Origin of the sequence: Delftia sp. JD2 (assembly GCF_001682645.1) — a bacterium.
GTDB classification, from domain to species: Bacteria; Pseudomonadota; Gammaproteobacteria; order Burkholderiales; family Burkholderiaceae_C; genus Comamonas; species Comamonas acidovorans.
This window is the reverse complement of sequence record NZ_LFJT01000028.1, coordinates 35,723-59,698: the sequence shown is the minus strand read 5'-3', so window position 1 is coordinate 59,698 and position 23,976 is coordinate 35,723. Positions and strand designations below refer to the sequence as shown.

Sequence of the window (23,976 nt, the reverse complement as noted above, 5' to 3'; positions counted from 1 at the left end):
ATGCCGCTCCTGCCGGGGCAGGGGGCGTAAAAAAGGCGCCCCTGTGAAGGGGCGCCTTTTTTGGGTGCGGCGCGGATCAGCCGCGGGCAGCGATGGCCTGGGCTGCGGCCAGGGCCGTCATGTTGACCACGCGGCGCACGGTGGCGGAGGGGGTCAGCACGTGGGCTGCGGCGGCGCCGCCCAGCAGGATGGGGCCGATGGTCGTGCCGTGGCCGCCCGTGGTCTTGAGCACGTTGAACAGGATGTTCGCGGCGTCCAGGTTGGGGCAGATCAGCACGTTGGCCTCACCGTGCAGCGAGGACTCGAGCAGGGCGCGGTCGCGGATGGCTTCGGACAGGGCGGAGTCGCCGTGCATCTCGCCATCGCATTCCACGTCGGGGTTGGCTGCGGCGAACAGGTCGCGCGCGGCGCGCATCTTCAGCGCCGAGGGGCGGCTGGACGAGCCGTAGTTGCTGTGCGACAGGAAGGCCACCTTGGGCGGCAGGCCGAAGCGGGCCACTTCCTCGGCCGCCAGGCGGGCGATGTCGGCCAGTTCGGTGGCGTTGGGCGCCTCGTTGATGTAGGTGTCGGCGATGAACAGCGTGCCGCTGTCCAGCATCACGGCGTTGACGGTGGCGAATTCGCCAGCGCCTTGCTTGAGGCCGAGCACGTCGCGCACATGGGCCAGGTGGCTGTCGAACTTGCCGACGAGGCCGCAGAGCATGGCGTCGGCATCGCCCAGGTGGACCATGAGCGCGGCGATCAGCGTGTTGGAGCGGCGCACGGCGGCCTTGGCGGTCTCGGGCGTGACGCCGTTGCGGCCCATCAGGCGGTGGTAGGTTTCCCAGTACTGGCGGAAGCGCGGATCGTCCTCGGGGTTGCAGATCTCCACGTCCTTGCCCAGCACCAGGCGCAGGCCGGCCTTGGCGATGCGGGCCTCGATCACGGCGGGGCGGCCGATCAGGATGGGCTTGGCCAGGCCGTCATCGACGGCGACCTGGGCGGCGCGCAGCACGCGCTCGTCTTCGCCTTCGGCATAGGCCACGCGCTGCTGGTTGGCCTTGGCAGCGGCGAACACCGGACGCATGAACATGCTGGTCTGGTAGACGAAGCGGGTCAGGCTCTCGCGGTAGGCGTCGTAGTCGGCGATGGGGCGGGTGGCGACGCCGGACTCTTCGGCAGCCTTGGCCACGGCCGGCGCGATGCGCAGGATCAGGCGGGTGTCGAAGGGCGTGGGGATCAGGTAGTCGGGGCCGAACTTCAGCTCCTTGCCCTGGTAGGCGGCGGCGACTTCATCGCTGACGTCCTGCTTGGCCAGTGCGGCGATTTCGCGCACGCAGGCCAGCTTCATGGCTTCGGTGATCTTGGTGGCGCCGCAGTCCAGCGCGCCACGGAAGATGTAGGGGAAGCACAGGACGTTGTTGACCTGGTTGGGGTAGTCCGAGCGGCCCGTAGCCATGATGCAGTCCGGGCGCACGGCCTTGGCCAGCTCGGGGCGGATCTCGGGTTCGGGGTTGGCCAGGGCCAGGATGATGGGCTTGTCGGCCATGGTCTTGACCATGTCGGCAGTGAGCACGCCGGGAGCCGAGCAGCCCAGGAAGACGTCGGCGTCCTTGACGGCATCGGCCAGGGTGCGGGCGTCCGTCTTTTGCGCGTACTGGGCCTTGGAGGCGTCCAGGCCACCGGGGCGGCCTTCGTAGATCACGCCCTTGGAGTCGCACATGAAGACGTTTTCGCGCTTGACGCCCAGGCCCACCATCACGTTCACGCAGGCGATGGCAGCAGCGCCGGCGCCGGAGACGGCGATCTTGACGTTGCCGATCTGCTTGTCCACCAGCTCCAGCCCGTTGAGCAGGGCGGCGCTGGAGATGATGGCCGTGCCGTGCTGGTCGTCATGGAACACGGGGATGTTCATGCGCTTGGACAGCTCCTGCTCGATGTAGAAGCACTCGGGCGCCTTGATGTCCTCAAGGTTGATGCCGCCCAGCGTGGGCTCGAGCGAGGCGATGATCTCGATCAGCTTGTCCGGATCGCGCTCGGCCAGTTCGATGTCGAACACGTCGACGCCGGCGAACTTCTTGAACAGGCAGCCCTTGCCTTCCATCACCGGCTTGCCGGCCAGCGGGCCGATGTCACCCAGGCCCAGCACGGCCGTGCCGTTGGTGATGACGCCGACCAGGTTGCCCCGCGCCGTGTATTCGGCGGCCAGCGAGGGGTCGGCCTGGATGTCCAGGCAGGGGTAGGCCACGCCGGGCGAATAGGCCAGCGACAGGTCGCGCTGGTTGGACAAGGGCTTGGTGGGCGTGACGGAGATCTTGCCCTTGTTGGGGCTGCGATGGTATTCGCGGGCTGCGTCGCGCAGGGCTTGTTCGGCGTTGGACAGGTTTTGGGTCATACAGGAATTCTCTGCAAATGCTCTCGGAGCTTACCGGATAGCTACAGCCTATGAGGGTCAGGACAGTTTTGCCTCAGGGATTTCGACAACAAGCCCCCTGGCGCCTATGGACGGCAGGGGGCGCACAGCCCGGCGGGTAGGCCGGGCGATTGTTGGGCGTGCCCGCCAGGGCGGGCACTGTTTCATCAGTGGGCGTCTGCCTGGCGTGCGGCCCGGACGGCAGCAGAGGTATCGCTGCTGGCTCCGTTGAAGAAAATGTTCAATGCCACCGCGGTAATCGAGGCCAGCAGGATACCGGATTCGATCAACGGATGAATGCCGTGGGGCATCCATTGGCGGAAATTCGGCGCCACCAGCGGAATCATGCCCACGCCGATGGACACGGCGACGATCATGGCGTTGTTGCGGTTGGTCTGGAAATCCACGTTGCTCAGGATGCGGATGCCGGTGGAGGCCACCATGCCGAACATCACCAGGCCCGCGCCGCCCAGCACCACGGTGGGCAGGGACTCGACCAGGGCGCCCATCTTGGGCAGCACGCCCAGCACGATCAGGATCACGCCGCCGGCCACGCAGACCCAGCGGCTCTTGACGCCGGTGACGGCGACCAAGCCCACGTTCTGCGAGAAGCTGGTGTAGGGGAAGGTGTTGAAGATGCCGCCGATCAGCGTGCCCAGGCCGTCGGTGCGCAGGCCGCGCGTCAGCTCGTCCTGGCTGATCTTGCGATCGGTCATGTCGCCCAGGGCCAGGAACATGCCGGTGGACTCGATCATCACCACCACCATCACCAGGCTCATGGTGAGGATGAGGATGGGGTCGAACACCGGCGTGGCGATCTCGAAGGGCAGCACCATCGTGAACCATTCGGCCTTGGCGACCTTGCTGAAGTCCATCAGGCCCATGGCCACGGACAGCACGCCGCCGATCAGGATGCCCATGAGCACCGAGACGTTGGCCAGGAAGCCCTTGGCAAAGCGCGCGATCAGCAGGATGGACAGCAGCACGATGGCCGAGATGCCCACGCCGGTCAGGTCGCCGTACTTGGGGTTGGGAATGGTGGGCACGACCGCGAAACCCTTGGGCACGGGCGGCAGCGAGGAGCCCGGCGCGCCGGCCGTGGCCTGGGCGTCGGCCAGCCATTTCAGGTGCTCGGGGTTGGGCACGCTGGGAGCGGTGGGGCCGACGGGGTTGCCGAAGATCCAGTTCACGCCCACGCGCATCAGACTGATGCCGATGACGGCAATGATGGTGCCGGTCACCACGGGCGGGAAAAAGCGCAGCATGCGGCTGATCAGCGGGGCGATGAGGATGGACACGATCCCCGCCCCGATCACCGAGCCGAAGATCAGCCCCGCCCCCGCCGAGCCGCCCGTGCTCTGCGCCATGGACACCATGGGCGCCACGCTGGCGAAGGTCACGCCCATCATCACGGGCAGCTTGATGCCGAACCACTGGGTCGCGCCCATGGCCTGGATCAGCGTGATCAGGCCGCAGCAAAACAGGTCGGCCGAGATCAGGTGGGCCACCTGCTCGGGCGGCAGGTTGAGTGCGCGGCCGACGATCAGGGGCACAGCCACGGCGCCCGCATACATCACGAGAACGTGCTGCAGGCCCAGCGCCGTGAGCTTGCCTGCGGGCAGCATCTCATCGACGGGATGAACGGAAGATTGCATGGGGATTTGTCTCCTCGGGATTTATGGGAACGGACGCCGGCGTGGCAGGGTTCGGCGCCAACATCCATACAAAAAGTGTATACAGATCATGGGAAATTTCTGCTCCCGGTAAACCCTGTTGCGGCAGTCGCGCCAACCCGTTTTGGTGCGCATCGCCTGCCAGGGCGGGAGTGCCATGGTGCATTGCAAGATGGATGCCAGCCGCCTGGCAAGCACCAGGCACCGTGCTGGTGCCTGGCGGCCGCTACCGCGCGGCTTGGCGCGGCTTGGGCGCGGCTCGTGCGCGGCTCTGGCGCACGGCATGGGCTGCGGCGGTGCATGTGCCCCGATGCGGTGCCCGGGCGCAAAAAAGCCCGGCGGCGCCGGGCTTGGGTGTCGTGCCTTGATGCGGGCCGTCAGGCGGTCAGGCCGTGAGGTCGCACAGCATGCGCGCAATGACCTTGGTGGCGCGGCGCAGGTCCTCCAGCACCAGGCGCTCGTCGGCGCGCTTGGCATGGGACTCCAGCACGGTGCGCGGGCCGGCGCCGTAGATCACGCCGGGAATGCCGCGCTCCACGTACAGGCGCACGTCGGTGTACAGCGGCGTGCCCACGGCCGGGGGCTTTTCGCCGAACACGGCTTCGCCATGGGCCTGGATGGCGTCCACCAGGGGCTTGTTGCCCGCCAGCGGCGTCATGGCATTGGCCAGCAGCAGGCGCTTGATGTCCACGCGCACGGCATCCTCGCCCGTGTAGCCGCCCTTGGCGTTGAAGTCGGCAATGGCCTGGGCGATGACGGCGCGGATGCTGGCCTCGACCTCGGCCGGGTTCTCCTCGGGGATCATGCGGCGGTCGATCTTGAGCACGACCTTGCCGGGCACCACGTTGGTGTTGGTGCCGCCTTCGATGCGGCCGATGTTCAGGTAGGGGTGCTTGATGCCCGGCACCTTGGAGGTCACCTGCTGGTACTTGGTGTTCTCGGCGTACAGCGCATTCATCAGCACCACGGCGGCCTGCAGCGCGTCCACGCCCGTGTGGGGCACGGCGGCGTGGGCCATCTTGCCCTGCACGGTCACTTCCATCTGCAGGCAGCCGTTGTGGGCGGTGACGACTTCGTAGCTGAAGCCGGCCGCGACCATCAGGTCGGGTTGGGTGAGGTTGTTGGCCAGCAGCCAGCCGGGGCCCAGGATGCCGCCGAATTCCTCGTCATAGGTGAAGTGCAGTTCCACCGCGCCCTTGGAGGGCCGGGCCACGGCTTCGAGCGCACGCACGGCGTAGGTGAAGGTGGCGAAGTCGCTCTTGCTCACGGCGGCGGCGCGGCCGTAGAGCTTGCCGTCTTCGATGGCGGCGCCATAGGGGTCCTGGGTCCAGCCTTCACCGGGCGGCACCACGTCGCCGTGGGCGTTCAGCGCGATGGTCAGGCCGCCGCCGGCGTCACCTGCGCTGCCGTAGGGGCGGCGCACGATCAGGTTGGTGATGGACTCCATGCCGTAGGCCTTGACGTCGGCCTCGGGCACGGTGTGCTTCTCGGCCTCGTAGCCCAGGGTCTTGAGCAGCTCGGCCGTGCGCTCGGCGTGGGGTGCGTTGTTGCCGGGCGGGGTGTCGGTCGGAACCTGGACCAGGGCCTGCAGGAATTGCACCTCTTCATCGAAATGCTGGTCGATCCAGGCGTCCAGGGCGGCGTAGGTGGCTTGCTTGTCTTGGTTCATGTCGGTCATTGCTGCTCTTGGGCCAGCTGGTTCAGTACGTGGGAGAAGGCATCGACGGACAGTTGCATGTCGTCGGCGGTGGAGCTTTCCAGCGGGTTGTGGCTGATGCCGGCGTTCAGGCCGCGCACGAACAGCATGGCCTGGGGCATGATTTCGTGCAGCTTCATGGCGTCGTGGCCGGCGCCGCTGGGCATGCGGTACAGGGGCACGCCCAGGGCGTCCACGGCGGCTTCCCAGCGCTGCTGCCATTCGGGGGCGCTGGGGGCGGCGGCGGCCTTCATGGCCAGCTCGGTGCTGTAGCGCAGGCCACGGCGCTGGGCGATGGCCTCGATCTCGGCCAGGATGTCGGCCACCATGGCGTCGCGCTGCTCGTTGGTGGGCGCGCGCAGGTCCAGGCTGAACTGGCAGCGGCCGGGAACCACGTTCACCGAGCCGCTGGGCACATTGAGCTGGCCCATGGTGGCCACCGAGGTGCCGTCGCGCGCGGCGCGCTTTTCGATGTACAGCGCCAGCTCGGCCACGCCGCAGGCGGCATCGCGGCGGCGGTCCATGGGCGTGGTGCCGGCGTGGCTGGCCATGCCGATCATCTCGCAGATGTAGCGCGCGCTGCCGTTGATGGAGGTGACGATGCCCAGCGGGATGTCCAGCTCGTTGAGCACCGGGCCCTGTTCGATGTGCACTTCGATGAAGCCCAGGTAGCGGGCCGGATCGCGCTGCAGCTTCGGAATGTCGTCAATGCACAGGCCGGCGTGCTGCATGGCCTCGCGCAGGGTGATGCCGTCGGCATCCTTTTGCTCCAGCCATTCCTGCCTGAAGTCGCCGATCAGTGCGCCCGAGCCCAGGAAGGTGGCCTTGTAGCGCTGGCCTTCCTCTTCGGAAAAGCCCACGACCTCGATGTGGAACGGCAGGCGCTTGCCCTGGCGGTGCAGCTCGCGCACGCAGGCCATGGGCACGAAGATGCCCAGGCGGCCGTCGTACTTGCCGCCGTTGCGCACGGTGTCGTAGTGGCTGCCGGTCAGCAGGGTCTTGGCGTCCTCGGTGGCCGCCTTGTAGCGGCCCACGACGTTGCCCACGGCGTCGATCTCGACCTCGTCGAAGCCGCAGTCGCGCATCCAGTGGCTGATGCGCTGGGCGCAGGCGCGGTGGGCATCGGTCAGGTAGGTGACGGTGAGCTGGCCCTTTTCGGCATAGCCGGGGTCGCTGTGCTGGGCCAGCTTTTCCTGCCAGTCCCAGACATCGTTGCCCAGCTCGGGCGTGTAGCCGAACTTGTCGTTCAGGCGGATCTCGGCAATGCGGTGGATGTTGCGCAGCGCCTCGCCCAGCTCGAAGTCGGGGTGGTTGTGCAGGCGGCGCTCGAAGGTCTCGATGATCTCGGCCTTGGCCAGGCCCGCGCCGCGCGGACCGCGCACGGCCAGGATGAAGGGAAAGCCGAAGCGCTTGCCGTACTCGGCGTTGAGCTTGCGGATGTGCTCCAGCTCCTCGGGCGTGCAGCGGGTCAGGCCCGCCTTGTTCTGCTCGTTGGTGGATTCGGCCGTGAGCGTGTTGGTCTCCATGGCCTTGCCGGCCAGCTCCGGGTGGGCGCGGATCAGGTCGAGCTTGGCCTGCACGGGTGCCTTGTCCAGCACCTGGGCCATGGCGTACTTGATCTGTGCCAGCGAGCGGAAGGGGCGCTGGGCCAGCGCGGCCTCGGCAATCCAGGGCGAGTGTTCGTAGAGGCCGTCCAGCAGACTGGCGGCGGTGGCCAGGTCGGCGGCATTGAGTTGTTCCAGCGTCAGAGCCATGCTGCGTTATTCCTTGTCGGGATGGTGGTGCGCCCAGTGGCGCGCGAGGTCGATGCGGCGGCAGACCCAGACCTTGTCGTGCCGCTGAATGTGGTCCAGAAAGCGCTGCAGTGCCGTGATGCGGCCGGGGCGGCCCAGCAGGCGGCAGTGCATGCCAATGCTCATCATCTTGGGGGAGTCATCGCCGGCCGGATCGCCCTCGGCGTAGAGGGCGTCGAACGTGTCCTTCAGGTATTGGAAGAACGGGTCGGCGTGCGAGTAGCCCTGGGGCAGGGCAAAGCGCATGTCGTTGCAGTCCAGCGTGTAGGGCACGATGAGCTGGCTGCGGGTGCTGCCGTCGCTCTTGCCGACCTTCATCCAGAAGGGCAGGTCGTCGCCGTAGTAGTCGCTGTCGTAGGCGAAGCGGCCGTCGTCGGCCACCAGGCGGTGGGTGTTGGGGCTGTCGCGGCCCGTGTACCAGCCCAGGCCGTGGTCGCCATCGTGGCCGTACAGCTCGCCGAAGATCTCCATGCACTGCTGCATGTGGGCGCGTTCCACCTCGGCGGGCACGCCCTGGTAGTGGATCCACTTGAGGCCGTGGCAGGCCACTTCATGGCCCAGCTCGTCGAAGGCCTGGGCCAGCTCGCGGTGCTTTTGCAGGGCCGTGGCCACGCCGAACACGGTCAGCGGCAGGCCGCGCTTCTCGAACTCGCGCAGGATGCGCCAGACGCCTGCGCGCGAGCCGTATTCATAGATGCCTTCCATGCTCATGTGGCGCTCGGGGTAGGCGGCCGGGTTGAACATTTCGGACAGGAACTGCTCGCTGGCGGCGTCGCCGTGCAGCACGCAGTTCTCGCCGCCCTCTTCATAATTGAGGACGAACTGCACGGCCACGCGGGCCTGGCCTGGCCAGCGGGCGTGCGGGGGAGTGCGGCCGTAGCCGATCAGGTCGCGGGGATAGGGGGCAGTGGCGTCGTAGGTCATGCGGATACGGAGGAAAGGGCCATCGAAAGATCGCTGGTCGGCATGTCGCGGTCGAAGGTCAGGCCGGCTTCCACGTGGTCCAGGTGCTGCTGCATGAGCTGCACGGCGTGGTCGGCGTCGCCGCCGGCCAGGGCCGTGACGATTTCGGCATGCTCGTCATGGGAGTGCTCGGCGGCCGTGCTGGACTGGTACATCAGCGTGATCAGCGCGCAGCGCGAGATCAGTTCGCCCAGCAGCTGGGCCAGCACCTCGTTGCCCATGAGCTCGGCCATGCGCACGTGGAAGTCGCCCAGCAGCTCGGTACGCTGGCCGACATCGTTGCCGTCCATGGCCTTTTTCTCGGCCGCCACGTGCTGCCGCAGCGCGCGGATCTTGGCCGGCGTGCTCTGGGCGATGAAGGCGCGCACCATCTCGGCTTCGAGCATGCGGCGCACGGCGAAGACCTGGCGCGCCTCGTCCACCGAGGGCGTGGCCACGAAGGCCCCGCGCGCGGGTTCGAGCCGGATCAGGCGGTTTTGCGACAGCTGGAACAGCGCCTGGCGCACCAGGGTGCGCGAGACGCCGAAATGGTCTGCCAATTTCTGCTCGGCCAGCTTGGTGCCGGGCAGAAGACGGTGTTCGACGATGGCCCGGGTCAGGCTCTCGACAATGAAACTGGTGGTGGAAGTCTCCATTCAGCCATCATAGCGGCTGGTCACAAGAGTTGTATACAGTTTCTGTCTACTGCTTATTGGCGTTTCCCCGTATACGGCATCCCTTTTCAGAAACCGGGCGCGGCCGTATCGAAGTGCCGTGCCAGGTGCTCGACAAAGCGCTGCACGCGCTGGGTTGCCGCATGCCGCTGCGGATAGACCACATGGATGTCGGCCGGCGCCGTGGCATGGTCGGCCAGCACCTGCACCAGGCGGCCGCTGCGCAGGTAGCGGGCGATATCCCATTCGGCGCGCATGACGATGCCCAGGCCGGCCAGGGCCCAGCCCACGGCGATCTCGCCATCGTTGGTGCTCAGGCTGTCGCGCAGGCGGATGGCCTCGGTCTTGCGGCCGGGGCCGTTGTGGGTGAAGCGCCAGACGCCGTGGGTGTCGTCGCCCTGGCGGATGTCGATGCAGTCGTGCTGCATCAGCTCGCGCGGGGTGGCCGGCGTGCCGCGCCGCGCCAGGTAGGCGGCAGACGCGCACAGCAGCCGCCGGTTGGGCGCCAGGCGCCGCGCGATGACGCGCGCGTCCGGCGGCTCGCCAAAGCGTATGCACAGGTCGAAGCTGTCATCGACCAGGGGCGGCGGCGAGGCCGACAGCTGCAGCTGCACCTGGATCTGCGGGTGCCTGCGCACGAAGCTGGCGATCAGCGGCGCGATATGGCTGCGCCCGAATCCCAGCGTGGCATTGATGCGCAGCAGGCCCTGCGGCTGCCCGGGCATGCCGGCCACGGCCTGCTCCATGGCGGCAATGTCGTCCAGGATGCGCCGCGCAAGGGCCAGGTAGGTCTGGCCCTCATCGGTCAGGCCCAGGCGCCGCGTCGTGCGGCTGACCAGTTGCACGCCCAGCCGCGCCTCCATCTGGGACAGGCGCTTGCTGGCCGCCGGCGTGGTGATGCCCAGCTCGCGGGCCGTGGCCGACAGGCTGGCGCTGCGGGCCAGCAGGCAGAAGAAGGCCATCTCCGATGGCGCTGAGACGGGTGTGCTCATTGTTGAATCAAAGTGAACGATGCCATCACTCTAGAGGCGCGCGCGGCGTTGTTCCATCGATAGATTCACGGACAAGGCCATGCATCCGCATGGCGCTTCATCCACCGCAATCCAAGGAGTCCTCATGACAATGACATACCGCATCGCCTGCATTCCCGGCGATGGCATCGGCAAGGAAGTGGTGCCGGCAGGGCAGGAGGTGCTGCAGGCGCTGGCCGAAACCCAGCCCGGCCTGGGCTTTGCCTTCACCAGTTTCGGCTGGGGCGGCGACTGGTACCGCGCGCACGGCGAGATGATGCCGGCCGACGGGCTGGACGCGCTGCGCGGCCAGGACGCCATCCTGTTCGGCTCGGCCGGCGACCCGCACATTCCCGACCATGTCACGCTGTGGGGCCTGCGCCTGAAGATCTGCCAGGGGTTCGATCAGTACGCCAATGTGCGGCCCACGCGCATCCTGCCCGGCATCGATGCGCCGCTCAAGCGCTGCGCGCGAGAGGATCTGGACTGGGTCATCGTGCGCGAGAACTCCGAAGGCGAATACGCGGGCGTGGGCGGCCGCGCCCACCAGGGCCATCCCATCGAGGTGGCCACCGACGTGAGCATGATGACCCGCGCGGGCGTGGAGCGCATCATGCGCTTCGCCTTCCGCCTGGCGCAGTCGCGGCCGCGCAAGCTGCTGACGGTGATCACCAAGTCCAACGCCCAGCGCCACGCCATGGTGATGTGGGACGAGATCGCGGTGCAGGTGGCCGCCGAGTTCCCCGACGTGCGCTGGGACAAGGAGCTGGTGGACGCGGCCACGGCGCGCATGGTCAACCGCCCCGCCTCGCTGGACACCCTGGCCGCCACCAACCTGCATGCCGACATCCTCAGCGACCTGGCGGCCGCGCTGGCCGGCAGCCTGGGCATTGCGCCCACGGGCAACATCGACCCGGAGCGCCGCTATCCCAGCATGTTCGAGCCCATCCACGGATCGGCCTTCGACATCATGGGCCAGGGCCTGGCCAACCCCGTGGGCACCTTCTGGAGCTGCGTGATGCTGCTGGAGCACCTGGGCGAGCACCGCGCCGCGCAGCGGCTGATGCAGGCCGTGGAGCAGGTGACGGCCGATGCCGCGCTGCACACGCGCGACCTGGGCGGCAAGGCCACCACGCGCCAGGTCACCGACGCGATCTGCGCACGGCTGCGCGCGCAGACCGCCGAGGCCCAGGCCGAGCCCGTGCCTGCCTGAGCGTGCGCTGCATGGTCCGATAACCCACAAAAGAACAGACAGGAGACAAGCCATGAACCGCATCACCAGGGTTGCCGCCGCGTGCGCGCTGGCCGCCGCCACCATTGCAGCCGCCATGTCTTCGGCCTGGGCCCAGGCCTGGCCGGCGCGCCCCGTCAACCTCATCGTGCCGTTTCCCGCAGGCGGCACCACCGATGTGCTGGCACGTGCGCTGGGCCAGGAGCTGTCCAAGAGTCTGGGCCAGCCCGTGGTCGTGGAAAACCGTCCCGGCGCGGGCGCCACCCTGGGCGCCGACCATGTGGCCAAGGCGAAACCTGACGGCTACACCCTGCTCATGGGCGCTGTGCACCACACCATTGCCACCAGCGTCTACCGCAGGCTGGGCTATGACTTCCAGAAGGACCTGGCGCCCATCACCGTGGTGGCCGTGGTCCCCAATGTGCTGGTGGTCAATCCGCAGGTGCCCGCCAAAACCGTGCAGGAGCTGCTGGCCCAGGCCCGGGCCCAGCCCGGCAAGCTGGCCTATGGCTCCAATGGCGCGGGCACGGGCCAGCACCTGATCGGCGCGCAGTTCGAGTCCATGGGCGGCGTGGAGCTGCTGCACGTGCCCTACAAGGGCAGCGGGCCGCTGACCACCGATCTGCTGGGTGGGCAGATCGCCATGTCCTTCGATACCGTCACGCCCGTGCTGCCCCACATCAAGGCCGGCAAGCTGCGCGCGCTGGCCGTGACCACGGCCAGGCGCTCGGTAGCCCTGCCCGATGTGCCCACGCTGGACGAGGCCGGCCTCAAGGGCTTCGACATGGGCACCTGGTTCGGCGTGCTGGCACCGGCCGCCACGCCCCGCGAGGTACTGGCGCGGCTGGGCGCGGACATGAACCGCATCATCGAGTCCCCGCAGTTCCGCAGAAAGATGGAAGAGATAGGCGCCGAGCCCATCGGCGGATCGCCCGAGCAGATGGCGCGCCAGATCCGCGACGACACCGACCGCTTCGCCAGGCTGGTGAAGGATGCCAAGGTGGCCCTGGATTGAGTTGAATTGGCACGAGGAACGAGGCCGGGCGAATCAGTTGTGACTTGACCGCATGCCACCGCCGGTGCAGGAAATTCCATAATGCCCGGCGGAGACAACACACCATGACCAGCACCACGGACCTGCACCTCACCGATCCCCAAGCCTTTCTGCTCGACCTCTACCGCGCTGCGGTCAAGGATGCGCAGCCCTTGTACAGCATGGCCCAATGCCTGCCAAAGCCTCCCAAGGGCCGCACCCTGGTGCTGGGCGCGGGCAAGGCCGGCGGCTCCATGGCCCAGGCGCTGGAGGCGCTGTGGCCGGCGGACGCGCCGCTGTCCGGCCTCGTGGTCACGCGCTACCACCACATCCCGCCGCGCCCCGAAGGCCTGGCGCAGCGCATCGAGGTGGTCGAGGCCGCCCACCCCGTGCCCGATGCGGCAGGCCTGGCCGCCGCCGAGCGCATCCTCGCGCTGACCGAAGGGCTGACCGAGGACGACCTCGTGCTGTGCCTGATCTCGGGCGGCGGCTCGGCCCTGCTGACCCTGCCGGCCGAAGGCATCGACCTGGAGGAAAAGCAGCGCATCAACCGCGCCCTGCTGGAAAGCGGCGCCGCCATCGGCGAGATGAACTGCGTGCGCAAGCACCTGTCGCGCATCAAGGGCGGGCGCCTGGGCGCGGCCTGCGCGCCTGCGCGCGTGGTCACGCTGACCATCAGCGATGTGCCGGGCGACGATCCCTCCATCATCGCCAGCGGCCCCACCGTGCCCGATGCCAGCAGCTGCGCCGACGCGCTGGCCATCCTCGCGCGCTACCGCATCGACGTGCCCGAATCCGTGCGCCGCGCGCTGGAGGCGGGCGAGCTGGAAACACCCAAGCCCGGCGACGCGCGCTTCGACGGCCATGAGGTACACATGATCGCCACGCCCCAGCACTCGCTGGAGGCAGCCGCACGCGTGGCCGAGGCCGCAGGCCTGCGCACCCATGTGCTGTCCGACGAGATCGAGGGCGAATCGCGCGAAGTCGCCAAGGTCCACGCCGCCCTGGCGCGCGCCGTGGCCCGCCACGGCCAGCCGTTTGCAAAGCCCTGCGTGATCCTGTCCGGCGGCGAGACCACGGTCACCATCCGGCAGCGCCCGGCCGGCACGCCCAAGGGGCGCGGCGGGCGCGCGGGCGAGTTCTGCATGGGTCTTGCCCAGGCCCTGCAGGGGCAGGACAAGGTCTGGGCGCTGGCGGCCGATACCGATGGCATCGATGGCGTGGAGGACAACGCGGGCGCGCGCGTGTCACCGGATACGTTGGCGCGGGCCCAGGCCCAGGGAATGCGGATTGCCGAGTACCTGGATCGCAATGATGCGTATGGGTTCTTTGATGCGCTGGGGGATCTGGTGGTGACCGGGCCCACGCATACCAACGTGAATGACTTCCGGGCGATTCTGGTTCTCTGAGAAGGTCCGGGTCGTAGCCATTAGGGGCGTTGGCGTTCGCTTTTACCTTTTCTGGCTATGGCCGAAGTCGGCGGTCTCCCCGGCGTTCAGGCAGTTCTGAACATGGTTCATGACTGACTGAATGCCGACTTTCTGCGCCTCGGGATGGCCCGGCATCTGCGAGGCCAGGTGGGTCGCTGCTGCATGCACGGTCTTGTATGCCGCTTCCAGCTCGGGATGCTCGCTCAACGCTTCCCGCTCGTTCAGTTGCTCAAAGGCCACTGCGCGGCTCGGACGTACTGCGTCGCGCAGCAAGTCGGGCAGGGTCGGATGGGCTTTCAGCCTGTCCTGCGTGCGCAGGATTTTTCGCATGGTGTTTTCGTGCTGCACGTGTGGCTTCGCCAGCTCGTTCACGCTGCGGTCGCGGGCGATATAGAGAAGATCACGCCCGGTCTCAATGTGTCCGAATCGTGCCCAATCGACCTCATATCCAGCTTCCCTGGCGAGCTGCCTGGTGAAGGTGCGAAGCGTTCGGCTGTTGCCATCGCTGAATGGATGGGCATAGTCCAACTCGATGTATATCCTGGCAAGCCGTGCCGTGAATTCAGCGGTCTTCAAGCCGCGCAGCTCGTCGGGGCTGGCTTCTTCGAGGGCCTTGTCGAGTCTGGCCATGGCCGCGTCGTCCATGCGTGAATAGACGACATGGAAAGTGCCTCCCATGGTCGATAGGCCGCGCTGCTTCATCCAGTCCTGGCCATGGGGCACCTGTGTTCTGAATTCGCCAGGCGTGACCTCGTGGAAGCCGGCGTCCGGCAAGTCCTGGAAGATGCGATGGTGGACTGCCTTCAGGTGCGCGGCGTCGAAGCTGCCGCGCACAGGCTCCAGCTCCAGCTCGACAAGCCGTTTGAATGTGTGATCGGCTTCGAGTTGCTGACGCTGCGCTGCAGTCAACGTGCTCGCGGATGCAGGCGGGAACTCATCGCGCATTGACCTTCACCTGGACGAAATCGGCAAGCTGGATATCACCCCGGATGAATTGGCGTGCGCCGGTCTCAGCAGCTTCGGAAGGCGTGAAGCCTTCCAGTCCGATCGACGCGCGGGCGAAGTTGACGGCTGCTTCGCGCCGACGTTTCTCCGTTGCGGAAATGGCGGCGTTCACAGGGCCGCTGACGCGCTCACGCGACTGGTTGACATAGGCGCGCATCAACTCGCGCAGCACCTGTGCTGCGGGGCGGTTTTCCAGCAAGGCCGCGTCGGCAAACTCCGAGCGCAGTTCGGGCTCGACACGAAATGTCATTTGCACTTCTTTGGACATGGCGGTCACCTCGCAAGACGGAAATCAGACATGCCGTTCGGGCGGCATTCTTCTCAATGTACATACATTGCATTGCCAATGCGCAGCGCCTGGCCTCACGCCCCGCGCGGCAGCGTCTCCCACCATTCGGCATCGAACCGCCCCTGCAGGAAGGCGATGAAGGACTGCACCTTCTGCGGCACCAGGCGCGGCGAGGGGTAGACGGCGTGGATTTCCTGCTCGGGCAGGCGGCAGGTCTTGAGGACTTCGACCACGCGGCCGGCTTCCAGGGAGTCATGGGCCACGTAGCGGGGCAGGGCGGCGATGCCCATGTGCGAGCGTGAGGCCGCCAGCAGGGCCGAGAGGTTGTTGGAGCGCAGCCGGCCCGTGACCGCCACCGAGACCGGTTCTCCGCTGGCGTTGCGCAGACGCCAGATGTCGTTGCCCTGCACGCTGCTGTAGATCAGCGTGGCATGTTCCTTGAGGTCGGAGGGGCGGCGCGGCGTGCCGCGCTTGCGCAGGTAGGTGGGCGAGGCCACCAGCACCCAGGGGTTCACGCCCAGCGTGCGTGCGCCCAGGCTGGAGTCGGCCAGCTTGCCCAGGCGCAGGGCCACGTCAATGCCGTTGGCCACCAGGTCGGTGTAGCGGTCCTCGAAGCTCAGGTCGATCTGCACCTGGGGGTTGTGCGCCATGAATTCCAGCGCCAGCGGTATCAGCACGCGCCGGCCAAAGGCCACCGAGCTGCCGATGCGCAGCTGGCCCTGCACCTGGGTCTGGCGCACCTGGACCACCTTGTCGGCCTCGGCCACGTCGTTGACGATGGCCTTGCATTTCTCGTAGTACAGCGCGCCCGCTTCGGTCAGGCTCACGCCGCGCGTGTTGCGGTTGAGCAGGCGCACTTTCAGGCGCGCTTCCATGGCTGCGATCTGCTTGGTGACCGTGGGCTGGGTGGTGGCGAATTCGTGCGCGACCTTGGTGAAGCTGCTGGTCTCCACCACGCGCACGAACATGTGCATGGCATCGAGTCTGTCCATGGCGCTGTCTCCTTTTTCATTGGTAGTTATTCCTGCACGGAATAAATTTTATGGTCTGCGCAGGCGTTCCGCCAATCGGCCTGTCTGCCTAGAGTTGACTCCAATTTGAAGGAGACCTCCCATGGCAAAAATGAAAGCAATCGAAGCCGCAGTCCGCGTGCTGGAAAAAGAAGGCGTGACCGTCGCATTCGGCGTTCCCGGTGCCGCCATCAACCCGCTGTATGCAGCGCTCAAGGACCATGGCGGCATCGGCCATATCCTGGCGCGCCACGTCGAAGGCGCAAGCCACATGGCCGAGGGCTACACCCGCGCCGTGGCCGGCAACATCGGCGTGTGCATCGGCACCAGCGGCCCGGCCGGCACGGACATGATCACGGGCCTGTACTCGGCCAGCGCGGATTCGATTCCGATTCTCTGCATCACGGGCCAGGCGCCGCGCTCGCGTCTGCACAAGGAAGATTTCCAGGCCGTGGACATTGCCTCCATCGCCAAGACCGTGACCAAGTGGGCCACCACGGTGCTGGAGCCGGCCCAGGTGCCGCGCGCCTTCCAGCAGGCCTTCCACCTGATGCGCTCGGGCCGCCCCGGCCCCGTGCTGATCGACCTGCCCATCGACGTGCAGCTGGCCGAGATCGAGTTCGACATCGACACCTACGAGCCCCTGCCGGTCTACAAGCCGGCTGCCACGCGCAAGCAGGTGGAAAAGGCCATCGCCATGCTCAACGAGTCCGAGCGTCCGCTGCTGGTCTCGGGCGGCGGCGTGATCAATGCCGATGCCTCCGAGCTGCTGGTGGAGTTTGCCGAGCTGCTGGACGTGCCCGTGATTCCCACCCTGATGGGCTGGGGCACCATTCCCGATGACCACCGCCTGATGGCCGGCATGTGCGGCCTGCAGACCAGCCACCGCTACGGCAATGCCACCATGCTGGCCTCCGACTTCGTGCTGGGCATCGGCAACCGCTGGGCCAACCGCCACACGGGCTCGGTCGAGGTCTACACCAAGGGCCGCAAGTTCGTGCACGTGGACATCGAGCCCACGCAGATCGGCCGCGTGTTCGCGCCCGACTACGGCATCGTCTCGGACGCGGGCGCTGCGCTCAAGCTTTTCGTCGAGGTGGCGCGCGAGTGGAAGGCGGCCGGCCGCCTGAAGGACCGCAGCGGCTGGGTGGCCGAATGCCAGGCCCGCAAGAACAATGTGGAGTACCTGCGCAAGACCAATTTCGACAACGTGCCCATGAAGCCGCAGCGCGTCTACCAGTGCATGAACCGCAGCCTGGACAAGGACACCTGCTATGTCTCCACCATCGGCCTGTCGCAGATTGCCGGCGCGCAGTTCCTGCATGTCTACAAGCCGCGCAACTGGATCAACTGCGGCCAGGCCGGCCCGCTGGGCTGGACCGTGCCGGCCGCCCTGGGCGTGCGCGTGGCCGACCCGGCCCGCAAGATCGTGGCGCTGTCGGGCGACTATGACTTCCAGTTCATGATCGAGGAGCTGGCCGTGGGCGCGCAGTTCAAGCTGCCCTACATCCATGTGCTGGTCAACAACAGCTACCTGGGCCTGATCCGCCAGGCGCAGCGCGCCTTCTCCATCGACTACTGCGTGCAACTGGCCTTCGACAACATCAATGTCGACGACAAGGAAGAGTCCAAGGGCTATGGCGTGGACCACGTCAAGGTGGTCGAGGGCCTGGGCTGCAAGGCCATCCGCGTGCACCGTCCCGAGGACTTCGCGCCCGCCATGCAACAGGCCGAGGCCTGGATGGCAGAGCACCGCACGCCGGTCGTCGTCGAGGTCATCCTGGAGCGCGTGACCAACATCTCCATGGGCGCCGAGATCGACAACGTGATCGAGTTCGAGGACCTGGCCGCAGCGCCGGCCGACGTGCCCAGCGCGCTTGCACTGCTGGATTGACCGGCCCGCCACGGCACATCGCACGGCATTGCACTGCACTGCTTTTTCTATCGGCGGGGCACCCTGCGTGCCCTGCCGCTCCCAACCCACCAAACGACTACCGGAGACTTCTGACATGCCCCGTTTTGCTGCCAACCTCAGCATGCTGTTCACCGAGGTGCCCTTCCTCGACCGCTTCGAGCGCGCGGCGCGCGCTGGCTTCGAGGCCGTGGAATTCCTGTTTCCCTACGCCCATACGGTCGAAGAGATCAAGGAGCGCGTGGACGCCCACGGCCTGCAGATCGTGCTGCACAACCTGCCGGCCGGCGACTGGGATGCGGGCGAGCGCGGCATTGCCTGCCACCCCGACCGCGTGGACGAGTTCCGCGCCGGCGTGGCCAAGGCCGTGACCTATGGCCATGCGCTGGGCGTGCCCCAGCTCAACTGCCTGGCCGGCAAGGCGCCTGCCGGTGCCGATGCCGCGCTGCTGCGCCGCACCTTCGTGGACAACCTGCGCTTTGCCGCTTCGGCGCTGAGCGCGGCCAATCTGCGCCTGCTGATCGAGCCCATCAACCCCTTCGACATTCCCGGCTTCTACCTGAACCGCACTGACGAGGCCCTGTCCATCCTCGATGAGGTGGGTGCGCCCAACGCCTTCGTGCAGTACGACATCTACCACGCCCAGCGCACCGAGGGCGAACTGGCGGCCACGCTGCAAAAGCACCTGGCGCGCATCGGCCACGTGCAGCTGGCCGACAACCCGGGCCGCAACGAGCCGGGCACGGGCGAGATCAACTACCCCTTCCTGTTCGCGCACCTGGACCGCATTGGCTACCAGGGCTGGGTGGGCTGCGAGTACAAGCCTGCGCGCGATACCGAATCGGGCCTGGGCTGGCTCGAGGCCCACGCCGCCGTGGCGGCCTGAGTGGCCGCAGAACATCTTCGGATTTACCGAATTTCCCAAAAACGACAAGGAGTACACAGCATGAATGCATCCTCTCTCAAGCTTGGTTTCGTGGGCCTGGGCATCATGGGCGCGCCCATGGCGGGCCACCTGCTCACGGCCGGCCACCAGCTGTTCGTGAACACCCTGGGCAAGATCCCCGCGCAGATCGCCGAGAGCAGCGCCACCCAGTGCACCACCGCGCGCGGCGTGGCCGAGCGGGCCGACATCATCTTCCTGATGCTGCCCGACACGCCCGATGTCGAGAAGGTGCTGTTCGGCGAGGACGGCGTGGCCGCCGGCCTCAAGGGCAGCAGCGGCAAGGTGGTGGTGGACATGAGCTCCATCTCGCCCGTGGCCACCAAGGACTTCGCTCGCCGCATCGAGGCCATCGGCGCCCAGTACCTGGATGCGCCGGTCTCCGGCGGCGAGGTGGGCGCCAAGAACGCCACCCTGTCCATCATGGTCGGCGGCCCGGAGGACGTGTTCGCGCGCGTCAAGCCGCTGTTCGAGCGCATGGGCAAGAACATCACCCTGGTGGGCGGCAACGGCGACGGCCAGACCGCCAAGGTGGCCAACCAGATCATCGTGGCGCTGAACATCGAGGCCGTGGCCGAGGCCCTGCTGTTCGCGTCGCGCGCCGGTGCCGACCCGGCCCGCGTGCGCGAGGCGCTGCTGGGCGGCTTTGCCTCGTCCAAGATCCTGGAAGTGCATGCCGAGCGCATGATCAAGCGCACGTTCGATCCGGGCTTCCGCATCTCGCTGCACCAAAAGGACCTGAACCTGGCCCTGAGCAGCGCGCGCCAGCTCGGCGTGTCCCTGCCCAACACTGCCCAGGCGCAGGAGCTGTTCAACAGCTGCGTGGCCCACGGCGGCGCGAACTGGGATCACTCGGGCATGGTGCGTGCGCTGGAGATCCAGGCCAACTTCGAAGTGGGCCAGAAGGTCCAGGACTGATGGCCGGCCTTTGAGACAACGATTGGTGGGAGGGCGGCCTTGCGCCGCCCTGTTGTGAAAAGCCGCGCTCGGCAACGGGCGCGGCTTTTTCTTGCTTCAATAGCCCAGTGTCTGCCCGTCGGGGTTGCGCGGGTCGGAGGCGCCGTAGAGCATGCCGTCGCGCAGCTCGATGGTCTGCGTGCGGCCCATCGACGCCTTCACGGCAACGTTGTGGCCGCGCGACTTGAGCAGGGCCACGGTGTCGGGGCTGATGCCCTTTTCCACGCGCAGCTCATCGGGCGTCCACTGGTGGTGAAAGCGCGGCGTGGCGGCGGCCTCGGCCGGGTTCATGCCGAAGTCGATGGTGTTGACCACGGTCTGCAGCACGGTGGTGATGATGCGTGCGCCGCCGGGGCTGCCGGTGACCAGCACAGGCTTGCCGCCCTTGAGCACCATGGTCGGCGTCATCGACGACAGCGGGCGCTTGCCTGCTGCCACCGCATTGGCATCGCCGCCGACCAGTCCATACGCGTTGGCCACGCCGGGCTTGGCCGAGAAATCGTCCATCTCGTTGTTGAGCAGGATGCCCGTACCCTTGGCCACGATGCCGCTGCCGAAGTTGGTGTTCAGCGTATAGGTCACGGCCACGGCGTTGCCCGCCTTGTCCACCACCGAGTAGTGCGTGGTCTGGTCGCTCTCGTAGGGCTGGGGCTTGCCGGGGCGGATGTCCTTGCCGGCGCGCGCCTGGTAGGGGTCGATGCCGGCGGCCAGTGCCTCGGCATAGCGCTTGGAGGTCAGGCCCTTGAGCGGCACGGTCACGAAGTCGGGATCACCCAGGTATTCGGCACGGTCGGCATAGGCCAGCTTCATGCTTTCCGCCATGTAGTGGATGCTCTGCGCGCTGTTGACGCCCCACTGGTTCATGGGCCAGCGTTCCATCATGTTGAGGATCTGGATCAGGTGGGCGCCGCCGGAGGACGGAGGCGGCATGGTCACGATCTCGTAGCCGCGGTAGGTGCCGCGCAGCGGCTCGCGCTCGGCGACCTTGTAGCTCTTGAGGTCCTGCAGCGAGAGGGCGCCTGCATGCGGCGCCATCTCGGCCGCGATCTTGCGGGCGATGGAGCCTTCGTAGAACACCTTGGAGCCCTGCTGGCCGATCAGGCGCAGCGACTGCGCCAGGTCCTTTTGCACCAGGCGGTCGCCGCGCTTGAGGGGCTCGCCGTTGCGCCAGAAGATGGCCTGGGTGGCGGGCCACTGGCCCATGTTCTTCTTTTCCTGTTCCAGGATCTTGGCCAGGGTCTCGCTGACCGTAAAGCCCTTGTCGGCCAGCTTTGCGGCCGGCGCAATCACCGTGGACAAGGGCAGCGATCCCCATTTCTTCAGCGCATGCTCCATGCCGGCCACGGTGCCGGGCACGCCCACGGCGTAGTGGGTGTAGAGCGATTTGCCGTCGATGACCTTGCCATCCGCACCCACGTACATGTCGCGCGTGGCCTTGGAGGGCGCAACCTCGCGGAAGTCCAGCGCAATGTTCTTGCCGCTCTTGGCGTCATGCACCACCATGAAGCCGCCGCCGCCGATGTTGCCTGCGTTGGGCAGGGCCACGGCCAGCGCAAAGCCCATGGCCACGGCGGCGTCCACCGCATTGCCGCCGGACTTCAGGATCTGCAGGCCGATGCGCGAGGCCAGCTCCTGCTCGCTGGCCACCATGCCGCTCCTGCCCACGACGGGATGGAACACATCCATGTCGAAGTCATAGGCGGCGCTGGCGGCCTGGGCCGCGCTGCTCTGCGTGATGGGCGCCGCTGCCGGGGCAGGCGCTGCGGCCACGGGTGCTGGCGCCGCCGAAGCCGCGGGCGGCTGCGTGCTGCTGCAGGCGGCCAGGCTGGCAATGGCCAGCGCCAGGCTGGTTGCAAGCAAGGGGGAGCGAAGTTGCATCGGTATCTCCTTGGCAGATGAAACAGTGGAACAGTGGAAAAAGAGCGCGAGTCCTGTGCCGCCCTGTGTGCGCCGGCCGAATGGTCCTGCGGCCAGGGCGGTGGCGGACCACAGTGTAGAAGCATGGCGTCGGCAGCCTTCCCGCGCGCCGGCCCGGGCGCCGAAAGTGCGGGTATCTGCCTAGGCGTCGGCCGTGCAACGCCCTTCAAGGGCGTACAAAAACTGTATACACTTTGCGAATGCAGGGCAGGGCCGCGAGTGCTGTCGCGCGCCGCGCTCCGTGCATTGACCAACCAATGACAACCGGGCGGGCCAGCTCCCGCCGCACAGGAGATTTCCATGGGCCTGAGCACCCACGTCCTCGACACCATGAACGGCTGCCCCGCAGCCGGCATGGCTGTCGCGCTGTATTCCACCGATGGCGACCAGGCCACGCTGATCAAGAGCCTGGTGCTCAACCACGACGGCCGCACCGATGCGCCGCTGTTCGACAACAACAGCCTCAGGACCGGCACCTACCGCCTGACCTTCGACGTGGCGGCCTACTTCAAGGCCCGTGGCGTGCAACTGCCCGAGCCCAACTTCCTCAACAAGGTGAGCCTGGACTTCGGCGTGGCCCATGCCGACCAGCACTACCACGTGCCCCTGCTGGTCAGCCCCTGGAGCTATTCCACGTACCGGGGCTCCTGAGCCCTGGACTTCAAGCGCAGGCTGTCGGGGGATGGCCTGGAGTGAAACCTGAAACGACGAACGGCCCGCATTGCGGGCCGTTGCTTTTGGGGCTCCAGCAAGCGTGCGGGCTACTTGCCCTTGGCGTGCCCCATGGCCACGACCAGGGCCGTGATGAAGAAGAAGGCCTGCAGCTCCAGCGCCCAGCCTCCCGAGCTGTGCAGCTGCATCACCTGGCCCGTGTGCACCAGCGCAAAGGCCACGACCATGTTGATCGCAATCACCAGCGCCGCAGGCACCACCCACAGGCCGACCAGCAGCAGCAGCGGCGCCACCACCTCACCCAGATAGACCGCATAGGCCAGCCAGCCCGGTGCGCCCGTGGACTCCACCATGCGCTCGATGCTGCCTATGCCGTAGCGCAGCTTGGCCCAGCCGTGAAAAAGCAACAGGACCGCGAGCGTGACGCGCAGCAGCACCATGGCTGCCTGGGGATGGTGAAAGTGGCTCCAGAACTTCATGAACTCCCTCGGTGTGGATAGGCCCGGTGGGCCGGGTGTTGCTGTGCGTGCATTCTGGCATCAGCGCGCTTTCGGTGTCGGCTGTGGCAGCCCGGCACGGGATTTTCAGACATTTCCTGCGGGCCTGTAGTCCTATGGCGCAACTTGTGACATGTCTCATCACAAGTACCGCAAAGCCGCCTAGCATCATCCCCAGCCTGTCTCGGAAACGGTTTGCGAGCACTGGAAGGGGTGCCCGGGACCGGGAGGCAAGGTGATCAATCCAATGAACCGATGGGGTCTCCCCAAAACGTCCAATCAAGAAAGGCAGGTTTTCCCATGCGTCAGTTTTCTTTGCGTACCGTCGTGATGGCCACTGCACTGGCGGCCGGCAGCATTGCCATGGTCGGCTGCACCACCACCAAGCCGGAAACCCAGTCCGCGCCGCGCGCTGATGCCACCACCGTCAATGCGCGCGCCAACGCCGCGCTGGAGCGGCTGTACCAGACGGCGCCAGGCTCCAAGGAAATGGTGGCCCGCTCCAAGGGCGTGCTGATCTTCCCCTCGGTGATCGGCGGCAGCTTCGTCATCGGTGTCGAGCATGGCCGCGGCGTGCTGCGCGTCGGCGGCCAGAACAAGGGCTACTACAGCACGACCGGCGCCTCGGTGGGCTGGCAGGCCGGTGGCCAGTCCAAGGCTGTGATCTATGTGTTCAACACCCAGGAAGCGCTCGACAAGTTCCTGGCCAGCGAGGGCTGGTCCGTGGGCGCCGATGCCACGGTGGCCGCAGGCAAGGTGGGCGCCAATGGCAGCGTGGACACCACGACCGCCCAGGGCCCCGTGACCAGCTATGTGCTCACCAATGCGGGCCTGGAAGCCGGTGTGTCGCTGCAGGGCTCGAAGATCACCAAGGTGGTCGAGTGATCCCGGCCCTGAGGG

Annotated in this window: 20 protein-coding genes; 8 read left to right on the top strand and 12 right to left on the bottom strand. The window is 67.1% G+C overall.

The features are described from left to right. Positions 1 to 76: 76 nt before the first annotated feature. The 7 genes from ACM14_RS16495 to ACM14_RS16465 form a co-directional block, all read right to left on the bottom strand. The gene (locus ACM14_RS16495) at positions 77 to 2,374 is read right to left on the bottom strand and encodes an NADP-dependent malic enzyme (RefSeq protein WP_012204029.1); all 2,298 of its coding nucleotides are present in this window, start codon (positions 2,372 to 2,374) and stop codon (positions 77 to 79) included. A gap of 185 nt (positions 2,375 to 2,559) precedes the next feature. Beyond that, a complete protein-coding gene (locus ACM14_RS16490; RefSeq protein ID WP_013803717.1) occupies positions 2,560 to 4,047 on the bottom strand; it encodes a nucleobase:cation symporter-2 family protein in 1,488 nt (495 codons plus the stop codon). A 403-nt stretch (positions 4,048 to 4,450) separates the two neighbouring features. Further along, positions 4,451 to 5,743 (bottom strand): M20/M25/M40 family metallo-hydrolase, encoded by a 1,293-nt coding sequence (locus tag ACM14_RS16485; RefSeq protein ID WP_012204031.1) that lies wholly within the window; start codon positions 5,741 to 5,743, stop codon positions 4,451 to 4,453. Beyond that, positions 5,740 to 7,515 carry a 2-oxo-4-hydroxy-4-carboxy-5-ureidoimidazoline decarboxylase gene (gene uraD, locus ACM14_RS16480; RefSeq protein WP_065346750.1) on the bottom strand — a complete coding sequence of 592 codons (1,776 nt, stop codon included), beginning with the start codon at positions 7,513 to 7,515 and terminating at the stop codon, positions 5,740 to 5,742. The genes ACM14_RS16485 and uraD overlap by 4 nt, the downstream gene beginning before the upstream one ends. Before the next feature lie 6 nt (positions 7,516 to 7,521). Continuing rightward, the gene (gene puuE / locus ACM14_RS16475) at positions 7,522 to 8,478 is read right to left on the bottom strand and encodes an allantoinase PuuE (RefSeq protein WP_065346749.1); all 957 of its coding nucleotides are present in this window, start codon (positions 8,476 to 8,478) and stop codon (positions 7,522 to 7,524) included. Next, positions 8,475 to 9,152: a GntR family transcriptional regulator gene (locus ACM14_RS16470; protein ID WP_012204034.1), complete on the bottom strand. Its 678-nt coding sequence runs from the start codon at positions 9,150 to 9,152 to the stop codon at positions 8,475 to 8,477. Before ACM14_RS16470 ends, puuE begins: the two co-directional genes overlap by 4 nt. Positions 9,153 to 9,238: 86 nt before the next feature. After that, positions 9,239 to 10,162, bottom strand: a complete 924-nt coding sequence (locus ACM14_RS16465; protein ID WP_065346748.1) for a LysR family transcriptional regulator — start codon at positions 10,160 to 10,162, stop codon at positions 9,239 to 9,241. Positions 10,163 to 10,286: 124 nt separating this feature from the next. Between ACM14_RS16465 and ACM14_RS16460 the strand changes: the two genes are divergently transcribed. The 3 genes from ACM14_RS16460 to ACM14_RS16450 all read left to right on the top strand — a co-directional run bounded on the left by ACM14_RS16460 (position 10,287) and on the right by ACM14_RS16450 (position 13,853). After that, positions 10,287 to 11,393 (top strand): tartrate dehydrogenase, encoded by a 1,107-nt coding sequence (locus tag ACM14_RS16460; RefSeq protein ID WP_065346747.1) that lies wholly within the window; start codon positions 10,287 to 10,289, stop codon positions 11,391 to 11,393. Between the two features lie 52 nt (positions 11,394 to 11,445). Further along, complete coding sequence (locus tag ACM14_RS16455) at positions 11,446 to 12,426, top strand: tripartite tricarboxylate transporter substrate binding protein (protein WP_013803711.1); 981 nt, start codon at positions 11,446 to 11,448, stop codon at positions 12,424 to 12,426. A gap of 104 nt (positions 12,427 to 12,530) precedes the next feature. Further along, positions 12,531 to 13,853 (top strand): glycerate kinase, encoded by a 1,323-nt coding sequence (locus ACM14_RS16450; protein WP_046240325.1) that lies wholly within the window; start codon positions 12,531 to 12,533, stop codon positions 13,851 to 13,853. A 42-nt stretch (positions 13,854 to 13,895) separates the two neighbouring features. Here ACM14_RS16450 and ACM14_RS16445 read toward each other — a convergent pair whose 3' ends face one another. From ACM14_RS16445 to ACM14_RS16435, 3 genes are all read right to left on the bottom strand, one after another. Then, positions 13,896 to 14,819 (bottom strand): Fic family protein, encoded by a 924-nt coding sequence (locus ACM14_RS16445; protein WP_065346746.1) that lies wholly within the window; start codon positions 14,817 to 14,819, stop codon positions 13,896 to 13,898. Continuing rightward, positions 14,809 to 15,147, bottom strand: coding sequence for an antitoxin VbhA family protein (locus tag ACM14_RS16440; protein WP_227740815.1), 339 nt, complete (start codon positions 15,145 to 15,147; stop codon positions 14,809 to 14,811). Before ACM14_RS16440 ends, ACM14_RS16445 begins: the two co-directional genes overlap by 11 nt. A gap of 95 nt (positions 15,148 to 15,242) precedes the next feature. After that, entirely contained in the window at positions 15,243 to 16,160 is a 918-nt protein-coding gene (locus ACM14_RS16435; protein ID WP_065346745.1) for a LysR family transcriptional regulator, read from the bottom strand. Between the two features lie 121 nt (positions 16,161 to 16,281). Here ACM14_RS16435 and gcl point away from each other — a divergent pair, with 121 nt between their 5' ends. From gcl to glxR, 3 genes are all read left to right on the top strand, one after another. After that, positions 16,282 to 18,072, top strand: coding sequence for a glyoxylate carboligase (gcl, locus tag ACM14_RS16430; RefSeq protein WP_012204040.1), 1,791 nt, complete (start codon positions 16,282 to 16,284; stop codon positions 18,070 to 18,072). A 115-nt stretch (positions 18,073 to 18,187) separates the two neighbouring features. Beyond that, positions 18,188 to 18,976, top strand: coding sequence for a hydroxypyruvate isomerase (gene hyi, locus ACM14_RS16425; RefSeq protein WP_065346744.1), 789 nt, complete (start codon positions 18,188 to 18,190; stop codon positions 18,974 to 18,976). Between the two features lie 60 nt (positions 18,977 to 19,036). Next, positions 19,037 to 19,951: a 2-hydroxy-3-oxopropionate reductase gene (gene glxR, locus ACM14_RS16420; RefSeq protein WP_043824000.1), complete on the top strand. Its 915-nt coding sequence runs from the start codon at positions 19,037 to 19,039 to the stop codon at positions 19,949 to 19,951. 96 nt (positions 19,952 to 20,047) lie between these two features. On the opposite strand, the gene ggt is transcribed toward glxR, so the two are convergent. Beyond that, positions 20,048 to 21,868, bottom strand: a complete 1,821-nt coding sequence (gene ggt / locus ACM14_RS16415) for a gamma-glutamyltransferase (protein ID WP_012204043.1) — start codon at positions 21,866 to 21,868, stop codon at positions 20,048 to 20,050. A gap of 339 nt (positions 21,869 to 22,207) precedes the next feature. Here ggt and uraH point away from each other — a divergent pair, with 339 nt between their 5' ends. Further along, positions 22,208 to 22,558 (top strand): hydroxyisourate hydrolase, encoded by a 351-nt coding sequence (uraH, locus tag ACM14_RS16410; RefSeq protein ID WP_012204044.1) that lies wholly within the window; start codon positions 22,208 to 22,210, stop codon positions 22,556 to 22,558. 110 nt (positions 22,559 to 22,668) lie between these two features. On the opposite strand, the gene ACM14_RS16405 is transcribed toward uraH, so the two are convergent. Continuing rightward, a complete protein-coding gene (locus tag ACM14_RS16405) occupies positions 22,669 to 23,058 on the bottom strand; it encodes a DoxX family protein (RefSeq protein WP_034391114.1) in 390 nt (129 codons plus the stop codon). Positions 23,059 to 23,376: 318 nt separating this feature from the next. On the opposite strand from ACM14_RS16405, the gene ACM14_RS16400 reads away from it, so the two are divergent. After that, complete coding sequence (locus ACM14_RS16400) at positions 23,377 to 23,961, top strand: YSC84-related protein (protein ID WP_013803704.1); 585 nt, start codon at positions 23,377 to 23,379, stop codon at positions 23,959 to 23,961. Positions 23,962 to 23,976 lie beyond the last annotated feature (15 nt).

Excerpts from the sequence above, each read along its gene's own strand:
- ggt (WP_012204043.1), bottom strand. The coding sequence starts at position 21,868 with ATGCAACTTCGCTCCCCCTTGCTTGCAACCAGCCTGGCGCTGGCCATT.
- ACM14_RS16470 (WP_012204034.1), bottom strand. The coding sequence starts at position 9,152 with ATGGAGACTTCCACCACCAGTTTCATTGTCGAGAGCCTGACCCGGGCC.
- ACM14_RS16495 (WP_012204029.1), bottom strand. The coding sequence starts at position 2,374 with ATGACCCAAAACCTGTCCAACGCCGAACAAGCCCTGCGCGACGCAGCC.
- puuE (WP_065346749.1), bottom strand. The coding sequence starts at position 8,478 with ATGACCTACGACGCCACTGCCCCCTATCCCCGCGACCTGATCGGCTAC.
- ACM14_RS16400 (WP_013803704.1), top strand. The coding sequence starts at position 23,377 with ATGCGTCAGTTTTCTTTGCGTACCGTCGTGATGGCCACTGCACTGGCG.
- uraD (WP_065346750.1), bottom strand. The coding sequence starts at position 7,515 with ATGGCTCTGACGCTGGAACAACTCAATGCCGCCGACCTGGCCACCGCC.
- glxR (WP_043824000.1), top strand. The coding sequence starts at position 19,037 with ATGAATGCATCCTCTCTCAAGCTTGGTTTCGTGGGCCTGGGCATCATG.
- ACM14_RS16460 (WP_065346747.1), top strand. The coding sequence starts at position 10,287 with ATGACAATGACATACCGCATCGCCTGCATTCCCGGCGATGGCATCGGC.
- hyi (WP_065346744.1), top strand. The coding sequence starts at position 18,188 with ATGCCCCGTTTTGCTGCCAACCTCAGCATGCTGTTCACCGAGGTGCCC.
- ACM14_RS16405 (WP_034391114.1), bottom strand. The coding sequence starts at position 23,058 with ATGAAGTTCTGGAGCCACTTTCACCATCCCCAGGCAGCCATGGTGCTG.
- gcl (WP_012204040.1), top strand. The coding sequence starts at position 16,282 with ATGGCAAAAATGAAAGCAATCGAAGCCGCAGTCCGCGTGCTGGAAAAA.
- ACM14_RS16455 (WP_013803711.1), top strand. The coding sequence starts at position 11,446 with ATGAACCGCATCACCAGGGTTGCCGCCGCGTGCGCGCTGGCCGCCGCC.
- ACM14_RS16490 (WP_013803717.1), bottom strand. The coding sequence starts at position 4,047 with ATGCAATCTTCCGTTCATCCCGTCGATGAGATGCTGCCCGCAGGCAAG.
- ACM14_RS16445 (WP_065346746.1), bottom strand. The coding sequence starts at position 14,819 with ATGCGCGATGAGTTCCCGCCTGCATCCGCGAGCACGTTGACTGCAGCG.
- ACM14_RS16440 (WP_227740815.1), bottom strand. The coding sequence starts at position 15,147 with ATGTCCAAAGAAGTGCAAATGACATTTCGTGTCGAGCCCGAACTGCGC.
- uraH (WP_012204044.1), top strand. The coding sequence starts at position 22,208 with ATGGGCCTGAGCACCCACGTCCTCGACACCATGAACGGCTGCCCCGCA.
- ACM14_RS16450 (WP_046240325.1), top strand. The coding sequence starts at position 12,531 with ATGACCAGCACCACGGACCTGCACCTCACCGATCCCCAAGCCTTTCTG.
- ACM14_RS16435 (WP_065346745.1), bottom strand. The coding sequence starts at position 16,160 with ATGGACAGACTCGATGCCATGCACATGTTCGTGCGCGTGGTGGAGACC.
- ACM14_RS16485 (WP_012204031.1), bottom strand. The coding sequence starts at position 5,743 with ATGACCGACATGAACCAAGACAAGCAAGCCACCTACGCCGCCCTGGAC.
- ACM14_RS16465 (WP_065346748.1), bottom strand. The coding sequence starts at position 10,162 with ATGAGCACACCCGTCTCAGCGCCATCGGAGATGGCCTTCTTCTGCCTG.